17 protein-coding genes and 1 riboswitch are annotated in these 18,429 nt (G+C 59.4%); of the genes, 9 read left to right on the forward strand and 8 right to left on the reverse strand.

Going from position 1 to position 18,429, the window contains the following annotated elements; genetic code table 11:
- Positions 1-360 precede the first annotated feature (360 nt).
- The 4 genes from G5182_RS19710 (at position 361) to G5182_RS19725 (ending at position 5,457) form a co-directional block, all read left to right on the forward strand.
- Complete coding sequence (locus tag G5182_RS19710; protein WP_031227982.1) at positions 361-813, forward strand: pullulanase; 453 nt, start codon at positions 361-363, stop codon at positions 811-813.
- 211 nt (positions 814-1,024) lie between these two features.
- Complete coding sequence (locus G5182_RS19715) at positions 1,025-3,172, forward strand: adenosylcobalamin-dependent ribonucleoside-diphosphate reductase (RefSeq protein WP_227341943.1); 2,148 nt, start codon at positions 1,025-1,027, stop codon at positions 3,170-3,172.
- A gap of 10 nt (positions 3,173-3,182) precedes the next feature.
- On the forward strand, positions 3,183-3,866 hold the full coding sequence (locus G5182_RS19720) for an NrdJb (protein ID WP_227341944.1): 684 nt from the start codon (positions 3,183-3,185) through the stop codon (positions 3,864-3,866).
- Positions 3,867-4,086: 220 nt separating this feature from the next.
- Positions 4,087-5,457 carry a PhoH family protein gene (locus G5182_RS19725; protein ID WP_227341945.1) on the forward strand — a complete coding sequence of 457 codons (1,371 nt, stop codon included), beginning with the start codon at positions 4,087-4,089 and terminating at the stop codon, positions 5,455-5,457.
- A gap of 82 nt (positions 5,458-5,539) precedes the next feature.
- Here the strand turns inward: G5182_RS19725 and thiQ are convergent, their stop codons facing one another.
- The 3 genes from thiQ to thiB are packed head-to-tail and all read right to left on the reverse strand — an operon-like array spanning position 5,540 to position 8,821.
- Positions 5,540-6,235, reverse strand: coding sequence for a thiamine ABC transporter ATP-binding protein (gene thiQ, locus G5182_RS19730; RefSeq protein WP_227341946.1), 696 nt, complete (start codon positions 6,233-6,235; stop codon positions 5,540-5,542).
- A complete protein-coding gene (gene thiP / locus G5182_RS19735; protein WP_408082984.1) occupies positions 6,222-7,865 on the reverse strand; it encodes a thiamine/thiamine pyrophosphate ABC transporter permease in 1,644 nt (547 codons plus the stop codon). Before thiP ends, thiQ begins: the two co-directional genes overlap by 14 nt.
- Entirely contained in the window at positions 7,841-8,821 is a 981-nt protein-coding gene (gene thiB, locus G5182_RS19740) for a thiamine ABC transporter substrate binding subunit (RefSeq protein WP_227341947.1), read from the reverse strand. Before thiB ends, thiP begins: the two co-directional genes overlap by 25 nt.
- Positions 8,822-8,881: 60 nt before the next feature.
- Positions 8,882-8,972, reverse strand: a riboswitch (TPP riboswitch).
- Positions 8,973-9,061: 89 nt separating this feature from the next.
- Between thiB and G5182_RS19745 the strand changes: the two genes are divergently transcribed.
- Positions 9,062-9,352, forward strand: coding sequence for a PilZ domain-containing protein (locus G5182_RS19745; RefSeq protein ID WP_005339160.1), 291 nt, complete (start codon positions 9,062-9,064; stop codon positions 9,350-9,352).
- Between the two features lie 30 nt (positions 9,353-9,382).
- Here the strand turns inward: G5182_RS19745 and G5182_RS19750 are convergent, their stop codons facing one another.
- The 5 genes from G5182_RS19750 to leuA all read right to left on the reverse strand — a co-directional run bounded on the left by G5182_RS19750 (position 9,383) and on the right by leuA (position 15,253).
- Entirely contained in the window at positions 9,383-10,312 is a 930-nt protein-coding gene (locus tag G5182_RS19750; protein ID WP_151286326.1) for a transglutaminase domain-containing protein, read from the reverse strand.
- A 117-nt stretch (positions 10,313-10,429) separates the two neighbouring features.
- Positions 10,430-11,029 carry a 3-isopropylmalate dehydratase small subunit gene (gene leuD / locus G5182_RS19755; RefSeq protein WP_201988170.1) on the reverse strand — a complete coding sequence of 200 codons (600 nt, stop codon included), beginning with the start codon at positions 11,027-11,029 and terminating at the stop codon, positions 10,430-10,432.
- A gap of 12 nt (positions 11,030-11,041) precedes the next feature.
- Positions 11,042-12,439 carry a 3-isopropylmalate dehydratase large subunit gene (gene leuC / locus G5182_RS19760; RefSeq protein ID WP_227341948.1) on the reverse strand — a complete coding sequence of 466 codons (1,398 nt, stop codon included), beginning with the start codon at positions 12,437-12,439 and terminating at the stop codon, positions 11,042-11,044.
- A 33-nt stretch (positions 12,440-12,472) separates the two neighbouring features.
- Positions 12,473-13,558 carry a 3-isopropylmalate dehydrogenase gene (gene leuB / locus G5182_RS19765; protein WP_201938441.1) on the reverse strand — a complete coding sequence of 362 codons (1,086 nt, stop codon included), beginning with the start codon at positions 13,556-13,558 and terminating at the stop codon, positions 12,473-12,475.
- A 132-nt stretch (positions 13,559-13,690) separates the two neighbouring features.
- Entirely contained in the window at positions 13,691-15,253 is a 1,563-nt protein-coding gene (leuA, locus tag G5182_RS19770) for a 2-isopropylmalate synthase (protein WP_005341192.1), read from the reverse strand.
- Between the two features lie 408 nt (positions 15,254-15,661).
- On the opposite strand from leuA, the gene G5182_RS19775 reads away from it, so the two are divergent.
- The 4 genes from G5182_RS19775 (at position 15,662) to G5182_RS19790 (ending at position 18,208) form a co-directional block, all read left to right on the forward strand.
- Positions 15,662-16,282, forward strand: coding sequence for a TetR/AcrR family transcriptional regulator (locus G5182_RS19775; RefSeq protein ID WP_005349170.1), 621 nt, complete (start codon positions 15,662-15,664; stop codon positions 16,280-16,282).
- 126 nt (positions 16,283-16,408) lie between these two features.
- Positions 16,409-16,912 carry a phosphatase PAP2 family protein gene (locus G5182_RS19780; RefSeq protein WP_005339149.1) on the forward strand — a complete coding sequence of 168 codons (504 nt, stop codon included), beginning with the start codon at positions 16,409-16,411 and terminating at the stop codon, positions 16,910-16,912.
- Positions 16,909-18,018: an MJ1255/VC2487 family glycosyltransferase gene (locus tag G5182_RS19785; RefSeq protein ID WP_227341949.1), complete on the forward strand. Its 1,110-nt coding sequence runs from the start codon at positions 16,909-16,911 to the stop codon at positions 18,016-18,018. Before G5182_RS19780 ends, G5182_RS19785 begins: the two co-directional genes overlap by 4 nt.
- A gap of 37 nt (positions 18,019-18,055) precedes the next feature.
- Positions 18,056-18,208 (forward strand): hypothetical protein, encoded by a 153-nt coding sequence (locus G5182_RS19790; RefSeq protein WP_005341188.1) that lies wholly within the window; start codon positions 18,056-18,058, stop codon positions 18,206-18,208.
- The last annotated feature ends 221 nt before the right edge of the window (positions 18,209-18,429 follow it).

Below are 18,429 nucleotides of genomic sequence, written 5' to 3' on the forward strand. Positions count from 1 at the left end.
GCCGAACTCAGAAGTGAAACGCGGTAGCGCCGATGGTAGTGTGGCATTCGCCATGCGAGAGTAGGACACTGCCAGGCGCCCAATACAAGAAACCCCGCTCATCGAGCGGGGTTTTTATTGCCTGCAATTCAGCACGTCACCGGATTATTAGACTTTCCCCTTCTTGTCATTCATTGATTACCCTTCTAAAGCCCCAAAAAGACCTCTTTTTCTGTTCGATATTTGCTCACCAGTTCAAGGTGTTGGATACAAAAAGTACAGAATGTGATGCCTCTACCTTTCTTGTGATACCTACTCTGGTTTAATTCTTCAGTCCACATGGATGGACCAAGGAATCACAATAATTTAAGGAATAGACCCATGTTCAAAAGAACAGTAACGATGATGCTGGCGGCGGGAACCCTGGTATTAGGCGGTTGCGCATCCAATGGTGGTGCAGAGCAGGCTGGGGCAGACAACGGCGATTTCGGTGGCAAGTCCATCTACCTGCGCGGGGAGATGAACGACTGGATGGCCACTGATGAAAGCAAGGTAGTCAAGGTGGCCGACAAGCTCTATATGGCCAAAGGCACCCTCAAGAAAGAGTGGGCCCCCTACAAGTTCAAGTTTGCTGATTCAGGCTGGAGCTGCGGTACCAACTTTGGCTATAAGAGCCCGAGTGATGGTGTTGCCGTGTTGGGTGGTGAGGCGGTGCCGGTCAACCCATGCTCCAAGTATGAGGACATGAAGTTCTCACCAGATGCTGATGGCGTCTACGAGTTCTATCTGAATATGGCGGGTGAAACACCGACCGTTTACGTCAAGAAGCCCTGATCTATCTCTGAGTGTTAAATCTCTCAGCAAATTAATCAGTTAAGTGCCCTGGCCCAGAAATCTGCTGGCCGGGGCATTTTTTTAGGTTAGAATCGGCGCCCTCATGGCATCAGGTGTACTATATGTTGTGCCATTAATTTTAGATGGCACCATTAGTTGTGTTTTCTGCTGTTGTCATGATGTTAATGCATTCACATAAGGTTGATTGAAAATGGCTAAATCGAACCCGGTGCTGGAGAGTGAGCTTGGCTCCCGCCTTATCCCCATGCAGGAAACGTCCCTCGAGATCTGGGATAGCAAGTATCGCCTCAAGAGCAAGGATGGCACTCCCATCGACAGCTCTATCGATGAGACTTACCAGCGGGTAGCCCGTGCGTTGGCAGAGCAGGAGCTGGAACCGGAGGCCTGGTATGAGCCGTTCCTGTGGGCGCTGCGCAATGGTGCTATTCCGGCGGGCCGCATCACCTCCAATGCGGGGGCGTTTGAGCACAAGCCTGCCACTTCAACCATCAACTGTACTGTTTCCGGTACCATCGAAGATTCGATGGACGATATCCTTGGCAAGGTGCACGAGGCCGGTCTGACCCTGAAAGCCGGGTGCGGTATCGGCTATGACTTCTCGACCCTGCGCCCGCGGGGTGCCTTTGTCTCCGGTGCCGGTGCTTACACCTCCGGCCCGCTCTCCTTCATGGATATCTATGACAAGATGTGTTTCACCGTCTCGTCAGCCGGTGGCCGTCGCGGCGCCCAGATGGGCACCATGGATATCCGCCATCCCGATGTGATCGAGTTTATACAGGCCAAGCGTGAAGATGGCCGCCTGCGTCAGTTCAACCTCTCCCTGCTCATCACCGAAGATTTCGTCAAGGCGGTGAAAGAGGATGCCCCCTGGTCGCTGATCTTCCCCTATACCGCCAAAGAGGTGGAGCAGGATGGCATTGCGCTGGACGATCTCGCTCAGGTGCTCTGGGCCGACTGGCCCAACAAGGAAGGGGTTGTATTCAACGAGTTGGGGCAGGTCGCCTGCAAGGTCTACAAGACCATGCCCGCCCGCAAGCTGTGGAATGTCATCATGACCTCCACCTATGACTATGCAGAGCCCGGCTTCATCCTGATCGACAAGGTCAACCAGATGAACAACAACTGGTTCTGTGAAGAGATCCGCGCGACCAACCCCTGTGGTGAGCAGCCGTTGCCGCCCTACGGTGCCTGTCTGCTGGGCTCGGTCAATCTGACCAAGTTTGTGCGCGACCCTTTTACTGAAAACGCGGCATTCGATTGGCAGGCGTTTCGCAAGGTGGTAGCCATCTTTACTCGCATGCTCGACAACGTGGTGGAGATCAACCAACTGCCACTGGCCAAACAGCGCGAGGAGATCACAGCCAAGCGTCGGCATGGCATGGGTTTCCTGGGTCTTGGTTCGACCCTCACCATGCTGCAGATCAAGTACGGCTCTGCGGCATCCGTAGCCTTTACCGAGCAGGTATCCCAGGAGCTGGCGATGACCGGCTGGCAGGAGTCCTTGCGTCTTGCCAAGGAGAAGGGCCCAGCCCCCATCATGGAGCAGGAGTTCGAAGTGACCGGCAAGATGCTGCGTCTGCGCCCGGAAATGGCGGCTGATGGCATCAAGGTGGGCGACAAGGTGAAGGGCAAGGTGCTGCATGCGCGCTACAGCCGCTACATGCAGCAGGTTGCCGAAGTGGATCCTGCGCTGGTCGCCGAGCTGGCCGAAGTGGGTGGGCGTTTCACTCACCACAGCAGTATTGCGCCGACCGGCACCATCTCGCTGTCACTGGCCAACAACGCCAGCAACGGTATCGAGCCGAGCTTTGCCCACCACTACAGCCGCAACGTCATCAAGCCGGGCAAGAAGAGCAAGGAGAGCGTGGATGTCTACTCCTTCGAGCTGCTGGCCTATCGTGAGCTGGTTAATCCGTCCGCCATGCCCTATGCCGATGATGAGGCGAGCCGTCTGCCGGACTACTTCATTACTGCTGATGACATCACCCCGGCGCAGCATGTGGACATTCAGGCTGCGGCCCAGCGCTGGATCGACTCCTCCATCTCCAAGACTGCCAACGTGCCAACCGATTTCCCGTTCGAGCAGTTCAAGGACATCTACATGTATGCCTCGGATTCTGGCCTCAAGGGCTGCACCACCTTCCGCTTCAATCCGGAGGCCTTCCAGGGCGTGCTGGTGAAGGAGAAGGATCTGGAGAACACCCTGTACGATTTCACCCTGGAGGATGGCTCCGTCATCTCCGTCAAGGGGAACGAAGAGATCGAATACGATGGCGAGCTGCATACGGCCGCCAACCTCTACGACGCCTTGAAAGAAGGCTATTACGGTAAATTCTGAGAACGACATTATGGTCAAGAAGATCGACAAGAAAATCGTCGCCTACAAGGTGCGTACCAAGGATGAGCCGCAAGAAGATCTCTCTGTGCAGGATGACGTGGTGCATATGCACGAAACCGTGCTGCGCCCGGAGCGGCTGATGGGCACCACCTACAAGTTGAAGACGCCGGAGCATGTCTCCGAGCACTCACTGTTCATCACCATCAACGACATCATTCTCAACGAGGGCACGGTTCACGAAACTCGCCGTCCGTTCGAGATTTTCATCAACTCAAAGAGCCTGGAGCACTATCAGTGGATCGTGGCGCTAACCCGCATCATCTCGGCGGTATTCCGCAAGGGTGGGGATGTCACCTTCCTGGTGGAGGAGCTGCGCTCGGTGTTTGATCCCAAGGGCGGATACTGGAACAAGGGCAAGTACGTTCCATCGCTGATCGCCGAAATTGGCAACGTGATCGAGAGCCATCTCACCGAGATAGGCATGCTCAAGGCGCCGGGGTTGGACGAGCATCAGCAGGCGTTTCTGGCCGAGAAGCAGGCCGAGTTGAAGGCGGCTCAGGAGGCTGAAGAGCAACAGACTGGCAGTGGTTTCCCGGCCAATGCCGCGCTCTGCTACAAGTGCCACACCAAGGCGCTGGTGCTGAAGGATGGCTGCATGACCTGCCTCAACTGTGGCGACTCCAAGTGCGGCTGACAAACATGCCCAAGTAGTTGAACGATAGAAAAAAGACCGGCCACAGTGCCGGTCTTTGTATTGCTGTTTTTATGCGCAATCAAATCAGGCGGCCAAGTGATTTGTTGCGCGATAGTAAAATCGGGCGTAGCGTTGAGGGTAATAAAACTGTCACGGCCGTGTGGTTTCAATGACATCCGAGATTCACACACGTGGCCCTTCAGTGCCAAGGAGGATGCTTATGGACAATACGGACCGAAAGCTGTTTATCCTGGATACCAACGTTCTGCTTCACGAACCCCTCGCTATCTACTCCTTCAAAGAGCACGACGTGCTCATCCCCATGACGGTGCTGGAAGAGCTCGATAACATCAAGGATCGCCACAAGGATGTCAGCCGCGATGCGCGGGTGGCCATTCGTGCGCTGGAAGATGTGTTCCGCGATGCAACCCCGGATCAGATCACCCAGGGCGTGCCGCTGGCCGGCGAGGCGAGCGGCCATATCTGCATCTTCAGCGATCACCATCTGCCGCAGGATGCCGAGGTGTTTACCGACAAGGAGGCCGACAACCGCATCATCAACGCGGCCCTCTATCTGCAAAAGCACGAGTTGAAGCGTCAGGTGGTGCTGGTCACCAAAGACATCAACATGCGCCTCAAGGCCAAGGGGGCCGGGCTTGCTCACGTTGAAGATTACCGCAGCGACCAGCTGATCGACGATATCCGCCTGCTGGCCAAGGGTTTTCAGGTGGTGCCCGGCAGCTTCTGGGAGCGGGTTGGCGAGTGCGAGAGCGAGACCCACGGCCGCGACACCATCCATGTGATCGATGCCAATCTGCTGGAAGGGGTTCACGTAAACCAGTATCTGGTGGATGAAGAGAATTTCTTCGCCGCCCGGGTGCTCAGCCACGATGGCAGCAAGATCCGCATCAAGGATCTGGGCCGCGAGCGGCTGATGTCCCGCAAGGCGTGGGGTGTCCATCCCAAGAATGTCTATCAGGGGATGGCGCTGGATGCACTGCTCGATCCGCACATCGATCTGGTGATCCTGACCGGCCCGGCGGGTTGCGGCAAAACCTTGCTGGCCATGGCTGCTGCGCTGGAGCTGGTGATTGAGAAGGGCATTTACGAGAAGGTGATCGTCACCCGTAATACCCCGGAAATTGCCGAAAGCATCGGCTTCCTGCCCGGCACCGAAGAGGAGAAGATGATGCCCTGGTTGGCGGCGGTGACCGACACCCTGGAGGTGCTGCACAAGCAGGACGAGAACATGAGCGGCTCGCTCAGCTACATCATGGAGAAGGCCAATATCCAGTTCAAATCGGTCAACTTCATGCGCGGGCGCAGCATCCAGAACACCTTCGTATTGCTGGATGAATGCCAGAACCTGACCGCATCCCAGATCAAGACCATCATCACCCGCTGCGGCGAAGGCACCAAGATCGTCTGCTCCGGTAACCTGGCCCAGATCGACTCCAACTATCTGAGCCCGGTGACCTCGGGTCTCACCTACATCGTCGAGCGTTTCAAGGATTTTGACGGCAGTGCCAACATCTTCCTCAATGGCGTGGTGCGTAGCAGATTGGCATCCTTTGCCGAGGAAAACCTCTGATTTAGCTGACTATCTTCATATGAAAAAGGGAAGCCACTTGGCTTCCCTTTTTTGATCCCGTCACCAGTTCAGTGTCCTTGGGTCACTGTCCAAGGTAGCGCAGCAGCCCCGGGTGGTCGCTATTTTGCAGAATATCCGGCTTGCCTTGCAGGGCGATGCGCCCCTCGTCGACAAACAGCACCTGATCGGCAATCAGCTGGGCATCTTCAGGATTGTGGGAGACCATCAGTACGGTAATGCCTTGCTCGCAGGCTAGCCTCGCCACTTCCGCCAGCATCTCCCGGCGCAGGGCGGGATCGAGGGCAGAGAAGGGCTCATCCAGCAGCAGCAGCGGTTTGCCGCGCACCAGCGCGCGAGCCAGCGCGACCCGCTGCTGCTGGCCGCCGGAGAGCTGCTCCGGCAGACGGTTTAGCATCTCGCCAAGACCAACCCGCTCGGCTGCATCGATCACCTGTGCCCGCTGGGCGGCACTCAGGCGCAGACCCGGGTGCAAGCCGATGGCGATATTGTCGAACACCGACAGGTGCAGGAACAGGTTGTGATCCTGAAACAGGGTGGTGACTGGCCGCTCGGCCGGGCCCAGCGGCAACAGATCTTCGCCATCGAAGCTGAGGCTGCCCGACTCCACCGGCACGAATCCGGCGATCATCCCGAGCAGGGTCGATTTGCCTGCGCCGCTTGGGCCAATCAGCGCGGTGATCTCCCCTTTGGGCAGCTTCGCGCTGAAGCTGACGCGCCAGTCGGGGTAGCTGGTCACCAGCGTATCAATGTTCAGCATGTTTTCCTCCAAGTCCCCGTTCCACCAGCCAGAACAGGGAGAAACAGAGTGTCAGCAGCAGCAGGGCGGTGGCGGCCGCTTCGGTCAGCCGGTAACTGCCGAGCTGCTGGTAGAGCAGCCAGGGCAGGGTGGTGAGCTCCTGGCTGCCAAACATGGCGATGGCACCAAGATCCCCCAGCGAGAGGATCATCGACAGCGCCATCGCCAGTGCCAGCGGACGGCGCAGCAGCGGCCACTCCACCAGCCGCAGGCGATGCAGGCCACGTACCCCCAGGCTGTCCGCCAGCCGGTCATACTGGCGCACCACCAGCTGCATGGGGGCGGAGAGGGTGCGAAGCACATAGGGTAGCGCCATCAGGGCGTTGACCAGCACCACCAGCCAGGGGCCGAGGGCGAACACGTCGGCAAAGGGCATAAACAGGATGAACAGGCCGGTAGAGAGCACCACTGCCGGGATCATCAGGATCACCGAGCCGCTGGCTTCCCACAGGGCGGCAGCCCGTCGCTTGCGAACCCGTACCCGCAGATGACGGCTGGTGAGCAGCAGTGCGCCACCGAGCAGGGTGGCCAAGGCACCGGCTGCCAATGCAATCAACAGCGACTGGCCGCTCGCCTGCCACAGCTTGGCGGAAGTGAGTGCCATCAGCAGGCCGGGGTGGAGGCCGGCGACGACGATGGCCAGCAGCGGCGGCAGAAAGATGGCGAGGCCGATACAGAGCGAGAAGAGATCCACCACGGCCGTGCCCGGCTGATGGCGATCCGGCCGCAGGCAGGGACGACGGGGAGTCACCCGACTGGCCGGCGTAGTCTGCAGCTTGTGCTGCAGGAGCAGCAGGGTGGCGGTCAGGATGAGCTGCACCAGCGCCAATCCGCCAGCGGTGGCGAGATCGAAGTCAAAGCGCAGCGCCTGATAGACGGCCACTTCCAGCGTGGTGGATTTCGGCCCGCCTCCCAGCGCCAGCACTGTGGTGAAGCTGGTGAAGCAGAGCATAAAGATGAGGCTGGCAAGCCCCGGCAATATACCGCGAATGAGCGGCCACTCCAGCAGCCGGAAGATATGGGATGAGCGCATGCCAAGCTGGCTGGCGAGGCGCCAGCTAGATTCGGGGATACTCTCGATGCTCTGCAGGATGAGACGTGCCGCCAGCGGCATGTTGAAGAAGACATGGGCCAGCAGGATACCGAACAGGCCGTAGAGATAGTTGCCGGGATCCAGTCCCAAGCTGCGCAGCAGTTGCGGCAGCCACCCCTGTTTGCCATGAACCGCCACGATGCCGAAGATGGCGATGATGACCGGCAGTACCAGCGAGAGACCGAACAGCTTGATCAGCAGGGTTCGGCCAATGAAACGGCGCCGAGCCAGCGCGCGGGCCACCGGAATGGCGAGCCCCAGGCTCAGCAGGGTGGAGAGCAGCGCCTGCCAGAGGCTGAAGCCCAGCACATGGCGCAGATAGGGGTCTGCCAGCAAAGTGCGCGGCGCCAGTGAACCGGCCTGCCACAGCAGGGCCGCCAGCGGCCCGAGGGACAACAGCAGGATCAGCAGGGTGGCTGCACTGCCCGGCAGCCACCAGAGGGGGCGATCCTGTCGCTTCAGCGCGAGCTGACTCACTGGGCGACGGCTTGCAGCCATTCGCGGATCCACCCTTTGCGATTGGCAGCCACCTCATCGGCACTGAAGGCGAGCGGCTTGGCTACGGTGATCATCTGCTCGAAACCCTTGGGTAGCGGCGTGTCGATAACCGGATACATCCAGTTGCCGGTCGGGATCTCGTTCTGGAAGGCGGGGCTCACCATAAACTGCAGGAACTGATCAGCCAGCTTCTCCTGTTTGGCACTTTTCAGCTTGGCGGCCACTTCCACCTGACGGTAGTGCCCCTCTTCAAACGCCGCTGCCTGATACTGAGGCTTGTTCTCGGCAATCAGGTGGTAAGCGGGGGAGGTTGTGTAGGAGAGCACCATGTCCGCTTCGCCATCGAGGAACATGCCATAAGCCTCGGACCACCCCTTGGTGACGGTGACCGTCTTTTTGGCAAGCTCGCCCCAAGCGGCAGGCGCCTTGTCGCCGTAGACAGACTTCATCCACAGCATCAGCCCCTGCCCCGGGGTGGAGGTGCGGGGATCCTGATAGATCACCTTGAGGTCGGGACGCTCCACCAGCTCTTTCAGGCTCTTGGGCGGCTGCTTGAGTTTGTCTTTGTCATAGACGAAGGCGAAGTAGCCGTAGTCGTAGGGGACGAAGGTGTCATCCTGCCAGCCACCCGGCACCTTGATGCCATCCAGCTTGGCGGGATGGGGGGCGAACAGACCGCTCTGCTTGGCTTCGCTGATGAGGGCATCGTCGAGCCCCAGCACCAGATCGGCCTTGCTGTGGTTGCCCTCCAGTCGCAGCCGATTGAGGATGGCGACCCCATCTTCGAGGGGAACCAGATTGAGGGTGCAGTCGCACGCTTTCTCGAAGGCCTGTTTGATCTTGGGCCCCGGACCCCACTCGGCAGTGAAGGAGCTGTAGGTGTAGACGGTGAGAGTGTCGGCGGCGAACACATTGGCCGACAGCAGGCCGGTGGTGACCAGCAGCAGGGTCTTCATGGGTGGCATTCCCTATTACTTGTTAATAACGAGGTGCCAGCGGGTGAGGGCGCAAAAAATGAGCGCCATGCCTCAAATTCCTCCGCCAGCATTATCTGGATCAGGTACACGGGTATAATCTCAGCGGTAAACCGCACCCCGTTTGAGAAACGAACCGCATTGTATTAACGTTCTTTTGGGTAGACCAGCACAATTGTGCAATACCCATGAGATGACGCCCACCCAACAGAGGATGTTCGCGTGCTTACCAATACCAAGGAAAGGCGTGCCTTTGCGCGCATGGTCATCAATGCTCCGGTCACCGTCTATCAGCAGCAGCTGGTGCTGGAGGGGATCTGCCGGGATCTCAGTGCCAACGGCATGGGAATTGCGGTCTCTGAACACCAGCTCGACATCAATCAGCCCATCCGGATCAGTCTTGCCACCAACAACAATCTGTTGCCTCCCTTTGAAGCCCATGCCCGTATTATCCGGGTGCTGGAGGAGGAGAGCGGGTTGCTGCTGGCGGTAGAGTTTCTGCCTCAGGGTTAATCCTCTCTCCCCATCGGCAGAGGGAGGGGATTAGCCTTTTTCCTGAACCGGCTGCACACTCAACTGCTTGCTATCGACCAGCGTTTTGCTGGTCGATGCTATTTGGCCCGCAGGCAAGGTGGCTGGACCGGTAGGTTCGAGCAGCAGGTAGCTCTGCCCCTGCCAGTTGAGGGTCACATCCCCCGGCTTGGCGGGCAGGTCAACGGCCAGCAGGGCATGGCCGGGGACGAACACCATGGCTTGTTTCAGCTCGGGAAAGAGCTGGGCCAGCATGGCGGCCATCAGGGTTACCTTGCTGTCGCAATCCCCCCGGTTCTGCTCCAGCACCTGACGGGGCGGGAGAAAGCCCTTGCCCTGTCTTCCATTCAGGCTGTCGAGCTGCTGATAGGGGATGCTCTGGATAAAGGTGAGCATATGGGCCACGGTTTTCTGGCGTGCTTCTGTTTCGGTACTGCCCTGTTGTTTGAGTTGATCCGCCAGCGGAGCCAGCCCGCTGCGGCTCTCCAGCGCGATGCGCACATGATCCTGCTTCACCGCCAGCTGCCCGTCTGGGGTGTTGAAGTACTGGAAGTAGTGTTTGGTCAGCCACGCCTGCTCCTCTTTGCTCCGCTTGGACTGCAGAAAGGCCATCGCCTCGCGCGCCTTGTCCTGATTGCGGCTTTTCAGATGCAGCTCCAGCGAGGGACGGGCGAGGGTGAACTGCACCTCGGGGTAGTTCTGGCGCACCTCCCGCAGCAACACCTGCAGGACCTCCTCCTGCATTCTCGCCGGGCGATAGGCGATGAGAGGCGGCAACTTGCCCTGTTCGAGCCGGTAGGTGAGTTGTTGGGGTTTGCCTTCGCTATCCTGCCAGCCGACGCTGATCTGGCCGAGGCTGTTGTTGAAGCTGGTTTGATTGGCCCCCGCAGGCAGGGCAAGCAGCAGGGCACAGAGCAGAGGAATTGCCGTCGGTCTCTTCATCATCCTTTCCTGTGGCACGGGCCAGTTCCGGTGGCCTAAAGTGGGAAGCGTAGCGGACAGTAAAACAGGGAGCCGAAGCTCCCTGTTGATTCTACTCATTTTTTTGCAACTGGCGCGTTAAATCCAGCTCGGCTGCTTCGCCTCAAAGGCGCTGATGGCGGCCTCGTGCTGCAGGGTCAGACCGATGGCATCCAAGCCGTTGAGCAGACAGTAACGGCGGAATTCATCGATCTCGAAACCGAAGCAGAGGCTACCTGCACATACCTGATTCGCTTCCAGATCCACTTCGATCTGGATGCCTGGCTGGGCGGCAACCAGCTGGAACAGGGCGTCAACCTCCTCCTCCTTCAGGCGCACCGGCACCATGCCATTGTTGATGGCGTTGCCGTAGAAGATGTCGGCAAAGCTCGGCGCTATGATGGTCTTGAAGCCGTAGTCGGCCAGCGCCCAGGGGGCGTGCTCGCGGCTCGAGCCGCAGCCGAAGTTCTCGCGGGCCAACAGGATGCTGGCACCGGCGAATTGCGGTTGGTTGAGCACGAACTCGGGGTTGGGCTGCTGGCCGGCATCGTCCAGAAAGCGCCAGTCGTGGAACAGGTGCTTGCCAAAACCGATGCGGTTTACTTTTTGCAAAAACTGTTTGGGAATGATGGCGTCGGTGTCGACGTTGGCGCTGTCGAGGGGGACGACGATCCCTTTATGCTGTTTGAATCCTGTCATCGCTCTTTCCTCTTACAGTGCGCGAATGTCGGCGAAGCGGCCGGTGACGGCGGCGGCGGCGGCCATGGCCGGGCTGACCAGATGGGTGCGGCCGGCGCGGCCCTGACGCCCTTCGAAGTTGCGGTTGCTGGTGGAGGCGCAGCGCTCTCCCGGTTGCAGCCGGTCGTTGTTCATGGCCAGACACATGGAGCACCCCGGCAGGCGCCACTCAAAACCGGCCTCGATGAAGATCTTGTCCAGCCCCTCGGCTTCGGCCTGCGCCTTCACCTGCTCGGAACCCGGCACCACCAGCGCCTGCACGCCAGCGGCTACCTTGCGACCGCGAGCGATGGCGGCGGCGGCGCGCAGATCCTCGATGCGGCTGTTGGTGCACGACCCGATAAATACTTTGTCGATGGCAACGTCGGAGAGCTTCTGACCCGGTTGCAAGTCCATGTAGGCGAGCGCCTTGCGGGCTGACTGCTGCTCCATCAGATCGCTGAAGGATTCCGGCGCCGGAATGGGTTCATTAACGGCAATCACCTGCCCCGGGTTGGTGCCCCAGGTGACCTGTGGGGCGATATCGGCGGCATCGAGCATCACTTCGGCATCGAAACGGGCACCTTCATCGCTCTTGAGGCTCTGCCAGTAGGCGATGGCCTGCTCCAGCACCTCGCCCTTGGGGGCGAATTCCTTGCCGCGAATGTAGTCGATGGTGGTCTGGTCGGGGGCGATCATGCCCGCCTTGGCGCCCAGCTCGATGGCCATGTTGCACACCGTCATCCTCCCTTCCATGGAGAGGTTCGCAATGGCATCGCCAGCGAATTCCACCACGTAGCCGGTACCACCGGCATGGCCGACCTTGCCGATAATGGCCAGTACCACGTCCTTGGCGCTGATGCCCTCGGCCAGCTTGCCGTTGACCGAAATGCGCATGGTCTTGGCGCGGCCCTGTTTCAGGGTCTGGGTGGCCATCACATGCTCCACTTCGGAAGTGCCGATGCCGAACGCCAGCGAGCCGAAGGCACCATGGGTGGCGGTGTGGGAGTCGCCGCAGACGATGGTGGTACCGGGCAGGGTAATGCCGAGCTCGGGGCCCATCACATGGACGATCCCCTGATATTTGTGGTTGAGATCGTAGAGGCGAACCCCGAACTCCTTGCAGTTGTCCGCCAGCGTCTCCATCTGGATGCGAGCCATCTCGCCGGAGGCCGCGATGTCCTTGGTAGTGGTGGAGACGTTGTGATCCATGGTAGCCCAGGTCAGGTCCGGGCGGCGCAGCTGGCGATTCATGGCGCGCAGGCCGTCGAATGCCTGCGGGCTGGTCACTTCATGCACCAGATGGCGGTCGATGTAGATGAGGGGGGTCTCCCCTTCCACTTCCCGTACCACGTGGGCGTCGAATACTTTCTGATAGAGGGTCTTGGCCATTGCTTCTCTCTTCCTTGTTCTCTGTTATGCGGCTCAGATCCGGGCGGCGATCTGGCTACCCATCTCGGACGTGCTCTGCACCGGATGGCGGGCGCTGGCCTGATGCAGGTCGGCGGTGAAGTAACCCTCGGCCAGGGTCTGGGCCACGGCCTGCTCGATGGCCTGTGCGGCAGCCTCCATCCCTAAGCTGTAGCGCAGCATCAGGGCGGCGGAGAGGATCTGGGCGATGGGGTTGGCAATCCCTTTGCCAGCGATATCGGGGGCCGAACCACCGGCCGGTTCGAACAGGCCGAAACCCGATTCGTTGAGGCTGGCGGAGGGGAGCAGCCCCATGGAGCCGGTGATCATGGCGCACTCGTCGGAGAGGATGTCACCGAACAGGTTGGAGCAGAGCAGCACATCGAACTGGGACGGATCCTTGATGAGCTGCATGGTGGCGTTATCGATGTACATATGGTTGAGGGTTACGTCCGGATAGGACTTGGCGACTTGCGTCACCACCTCGCGCCACAGAATGGAAGAGGCGAGTACGTTGGCCTTGTCGATGGAGGTGACCTTGCCACGGCGCACGCGAGCCGACTCAAAGGCAATCTTGGCGATGCGCTCAATCTCGAAGCGATGGTACACCTCGGTGTCGAATGCCTTCTCGTTCGCCCCCTCTCCCTCACGCCCCTTGGGCTGGCCGAAGTAGATGCCGCCGGTCAGCTCGCGCACGCAGGCGATGTCGAAGCCGCGATCGGAGATGTCGGCACGCAGCGGGGAGAACTGTTCCAGACCGGTGTAGATGCGGGCCGGGCGCAGGTTGCAGAACAGTTTGAAGTGGGCACGCAGGGGCAGCAGGGCACCACGCTCAGGCTGATCGTTGGGCGGCAGATGCTCCCATTTCGGGCCGCCCACCGAGCCAAACAGCACGGCATCGGCCGCTTCGCAGCCTTTGATCGTGCTTTGCGGCAGCGGGGTACCGTGGTTGTCGATGGCGATGCCGCCCACGTCATGGTTATCATACTCGAAGGCGAGGCCGAACCTGGCCTGCACCTTCTCCAGCACCTTGACGGCTTCGGCCATCACTTCCGGGCCAATGCCGTCACCCGGCAATACTGCGATCCGATAACTGCTCATACACTCTCCATCCTGATATTGTCTTTGAGATCCCTCTGTCCGGTTTCCCCGACGCTGCGCGCGGTTGCCGGTTCAGACGTTCCCCGTCTTGATGTTGTCATTCCATGCCGTCTGTGTGGCAGCGAGTCCTGCTCAGACGGTTTCTGATTTGATGCTGTTATTGCGTTCCATCTGTTCGGCGACCTGATCGGCGCGCCAGATGCTGTTGATCACATGGAGCAGGGCGTGGGCCGAGGATTCGATGATGTCGGTGGCCAGTCCCATGCCGTGGAATTTGCGCCCTTTGTACTCGGCGACGATATCGACCTGACCGAGGGCATCTTCCCCTTCGCCCTTGCTCTTGAGGGCGTATTTGTCGATGCGGATCTCATAGCCGGTGATGCGGTTGATGCACTGGTAGACCGCATCCACCGGGCCGTTGCCGGTAGCCGCTTCGCAGATCAGATCCTGTCCTACCTTCAATTTGACCGAGGCGGTGGCCAGTACCGAGCTGCCGCTCTGCACCCCGAGGTACTCCAGTTTGAAGTGCTCCGGCTCTTCGTGGATCTGGCTGAAGAAGGCCAGCGCTTCGAGGTCGTAGTCGAACACCTGACCCTTCTTGTCGGCCAGGGTCAGGAATTTGCCGTAGAGGTGGTCGAGGTCGTAGCTGCTCTCGGCATAACCCATGGACTCCATCCGGTGCTTGATGACGTGGCGGCCGGAGCGGGAGGTCATGTTGAGGTTGTTCTGGGTCAGGCCAATGCTCTCGGGAGTGATGATTTCGTAGGTATTTTTCGCCTTGAGCACCCCATCCTGATGGATGCCGGAGCTGTGGGAGAAAGCATTGGCACCGACGATCGCCTTGTTGGGTTGCACCGGCATGTTGCAGAGCTGGCTGACCAGCGTGCTGGTGCGATGAATTTCGTTGTGGCGGATATTGGTTTGCACCCCGAGCAGGTCGGCGCGGGTTTTGAGGATCATCGCCACCTCTTCCAGCGAGCAGTTGCCCGCCCGTTCGCCGATGCCGTTGATGGTGCACTCGATCTGGCGGGCCCCCATCTGCACCGCGCCGATGGAGTTGGCCACCGAGAGCCCCAGATCATCGTGGCAGTGGACCGAGATGATCGCCTTGTCGATGTTGGGGACCCGGTTGAACAGGGTGTGGATGATGCCGGAGAACTCGGTCGGCACCGTGTAGCCGACGGTATCCGGGATATTGATGGTACGGGCCCCCGCCTTGATGGCGGCCTCCACCATGCGGCAGAGATTATCAATCGGCGTGCGGCCCGCATCCTCGCAGGAGAACTCCACATCATCGGTGTAGCGCAGGGCGTGCTTGATGGCGCCGACCCCCATCTCCAGCACATCCTCGAAGCTCTTTTTCAGCTTGCTCTCCACATGGATGGAGGAGGTGGAGATAAAGGTGTGGATGCGAAACGCCTCGGCGACCCGCAAGGCTTCACCGGCGGCATCGATATCTTTTGGCAGGGCGCGGGCGAGGGCGCAGACTCGGCTGTTCTTGATGTGGCGGGCGATGGTCTGCACCGATTGAAAATCGCCGGGAGAAGAGACCGGGAAGCCCACCTCCATGACGTCGACACCGAGCCGCTCCAGCGCCTGGGCTATCTGCAGCTTCTCCTTGACTGTCAAACTGGCCGCCAGGGCCTGCTCACCATCACGCAAGGTGGTGTCGAATATGATGACCCGATCTGACATGTGACTTCCCTCTTCCTAAGTTCGGTAACGTGCATCCTGCGGCGGCATAAAAAAACCCGTGCAGGGTGCACGGGTTTTTGTAAATTCCGGCTATGCCTTAGCCCGGCTACAAGGATCCCGCGCGAGTTAACGCGATTAGGGAGATTAGTAGTAGCGGGGTGGCGATACGCATGACGTTGTTATTCCTTCCAGTCGATAACGCTTTTACCAATATCGAGATTTTTATGCTGTGTCAACACGGAAGGTCAGGGGCAATCTGCTGACGTATTTAATCGGATTGTAAAGGATTGCAAATTTCCTTGTCCCATATTCGGCCCATGACCGATTATCTGGTCATTCCTGCTGTGCTCTATTCTCTGCACAACCAGATCGACTTATCAGCATTGGCTGAATTATCTGAGGTGTTAAATGGAAAAACGTAGACCTGGTCGTCCGGTCGGACGTTCTGACATTCGTGACAAGTTACTTGCTGCCGCCCGTGAGCGTTTTCTCAATACTCCCTATAGCAAGGTAACTACACGCGAAATCGCGGAGCTTGCTGGCTCCAATCTGGCAATGATCCACTACTACTTCGGCAGTAAAGAGGGTCTTTACAAGGCGGTGCTGGGCGATGTCGCCGAGCCCCTCGACCATGCCTGGCAAGATGAACACAGCAATCACAGCCTCAACGAGCTGCTCAATACCTACTATCAGGTGATGGCGCCCAACAGCGAGCTGACCTCTGCCATCTCCAGCGCATTGTCGACCGAGAAGAGCCCGGGCCGGGATTTTGTGCTGAACCGCCTGCTGGAACGTCAGCTGCCGCAGTTCGATGCCCTGCTGGAAACCATGAAGTCCAACGGTGAGCTGGGTGACAACCTGGATCCCGACATGCTGAAGATCTCCTTCCTCAGCATGATGTGGCAGCCGTTCGTGATGAAAGATCTCTACGAGCAGGTGTTTGGCCTGAAAGTGGATGAGCACTTCATGGCCCGTCTGGCTGACCACAACTGCCGTCTGATGGAGACCGGTCTGCGCGGCAGCCACTGATTTTGCCGAAACATCGAGATTAAAAAGGGCCATTCGGCCCTTTTTTCATAAATCTGTTATCCCTTGTTCAACGTAACGTCATCCCGCTTTCTTACTCTGCAAGCAGAATTCAGGGAAGGAGGGGATATGAACAAGATCCAGCAATGGGACCTGCAGGTGTGCCGTGTCTGCCTGCTTCACGGCTACAACCGGCAGCAGGCGAGGGTGAGTCGTCTCATTTCCCGTACCGGTGATGGCCCGCTTTACGCCGTGCTGGCCGCCCTGCTCTGGTGGCAGGGGGAAGCAGAGCGGGAATTGGTGCGACTGGCGCTGCTTGCCTTCGCCATCGAACTGCCCCTCTATCTGCTGCTAAAAAACAGCCTGAAACGGCAACGGCCGGTCGGCTTGCCAGTCTTTATCACCCCCTCCGATCGCTACAGCCTCCCCTCCGGCCACACCGCCGCCGCTTTTCTGATGGCCACCATACTGGCCACCGGCTTTCCGCTCTGGGCGCCCCTGCTGTTTGGCTGGGCGGCGCTGGTGGGAGCATCCCGGCTACTGCTCGGGGTACACTATCTGAGTGATTTGGTAGCCGGTGCCCTGCTGGGGGGCGGTTGCGCCGTGCTGGCGCTCGGCTGGAGCCACTCATGAGGATACTGTTTGGGGTGCAAGGCACCGGCAACGGTCATATCAGTCGCAGTCGCACTCTGGCCCGGGCGCTGCGCACGGCAGGGGTCGAGGTGGATTATCTCTTTAGCGGCCGCCCCGCCGACCGCTACTTCGACATGGAAGAGTTTGGCGCCTACCGCGCCTTTCCCGGCCTCACTTTTGTCAGTCACGAGGGGCGCGTTTCTCCGTGGCGCACCCTGCAAGCCGCCTCGCCGCTCACCTTCTGGCGGGATCTGCGGTCTCTCGATTGCAGCGCATACGATCTGGTGGTGAGCGATTTTGAGCCGTTGACCGCCCATGCCGCCCGCCGCTATAGCAAGCCGAGCCTCACCGTCAGTCATCAGGCCAGCTTCAACTGGCCCATCCCGCGCTGGGGGGAGGATGGGGTCAGCCGTCAGCTGATGCGCCACTTTGCTCCTGTGGATCAGCCGCTCGGGCTGCACTGGTTTCACTTTGGTCACCCCTTGCTGCCACCGGTGATCGACCCCATCGCCGCCGCGCCGGATAATGGCGAGATCCTGGTCTATCTGCCGTTCGAGCAGACCGAGGCGATCGCTGCCCTGTTGTCGCGCTTTGGCCAGCAGCGCTTCGTCTGCTTTCACCCCGCCATTCGTACCCCTAGCCAGTGGCGCAACCTGCGCTTCGAGCCGCCGTCGCGGCACGGATTTATCGCAGTGCTGGCCGGTTGTCGCGGCGTCATCTCCAACGCGGGTTTCGAGCTGGCTTCCGAGGCGCTCACCCTCGGCAAGAAGTTGCTGGTCAAGCCCCTCGGCGGCCAGTTCGAGCAGCTGACCAACGGCAAGACGCTCGAGATGATGGGGCTGGCGACCCTGATGGATGTGCTCGATGCCAATCTGGTGCGTACCTGGCTCGACAGCGCCTCGCCGGGGGCAGTCTGTTACCCCGATGTAGCGGGGGAGCTGGCCCGCTGGCTGGCGGCGGGCGCTGACGAGAGCGTGGCCTCTCTGTCACGTCGGCTCTGGGCGCGCACCCTGTTTCCGGAGGAGGTGAGTGATCGCCTGAGCGAGCTGGATGGGGGCGACTGTTTATCCAGTTGCTGGTTATCGCAAGTGAGCGTTGTTGACTAGACTGAAAGGCGATCCCACCAAGGAGAGGACGGAGCAAATGCGCTTTACCAATGAAAACGGCGAAGTCATGAACCTGGCTGACAATCTCACCCTGCACGAGTTGCTCGATATGGGTGTCAGCATTTCGGTCAGTGAAGAGACCGATCCGGATCAGCAGATCTGGCTGGCGGAGCCGGATCAGGACAACTGAGTCATCATTCGGCATCAAGCCCACCGCTGAGCGGTGGGCTTTTTTGTGGCTGTTGTCCCGTCCTGAATATGGTTTACACCTTTCCCCCCAATAAATGGAGAACCCGATGGGACAAGGGGTGAAACGGACACAGCGCGATTACTAGCTGACTTTTAAACTGGCACTGGTCGAGCAGATTGAAAAAGGCGAGCTCACCTACAAACAGGCTCAGGTGCGTTATG

Source organism: Aeromonas sp. 600948 (assembly GCF_049174875.1).
In the GTDB taxonomy this organism is placed as follows: Bacteria; Pseudomonadota; Gammaproteobacteria; order Enterobacterales; family Aeromonadaceae; genus Aeromonas; species Aeromonas veronii_A.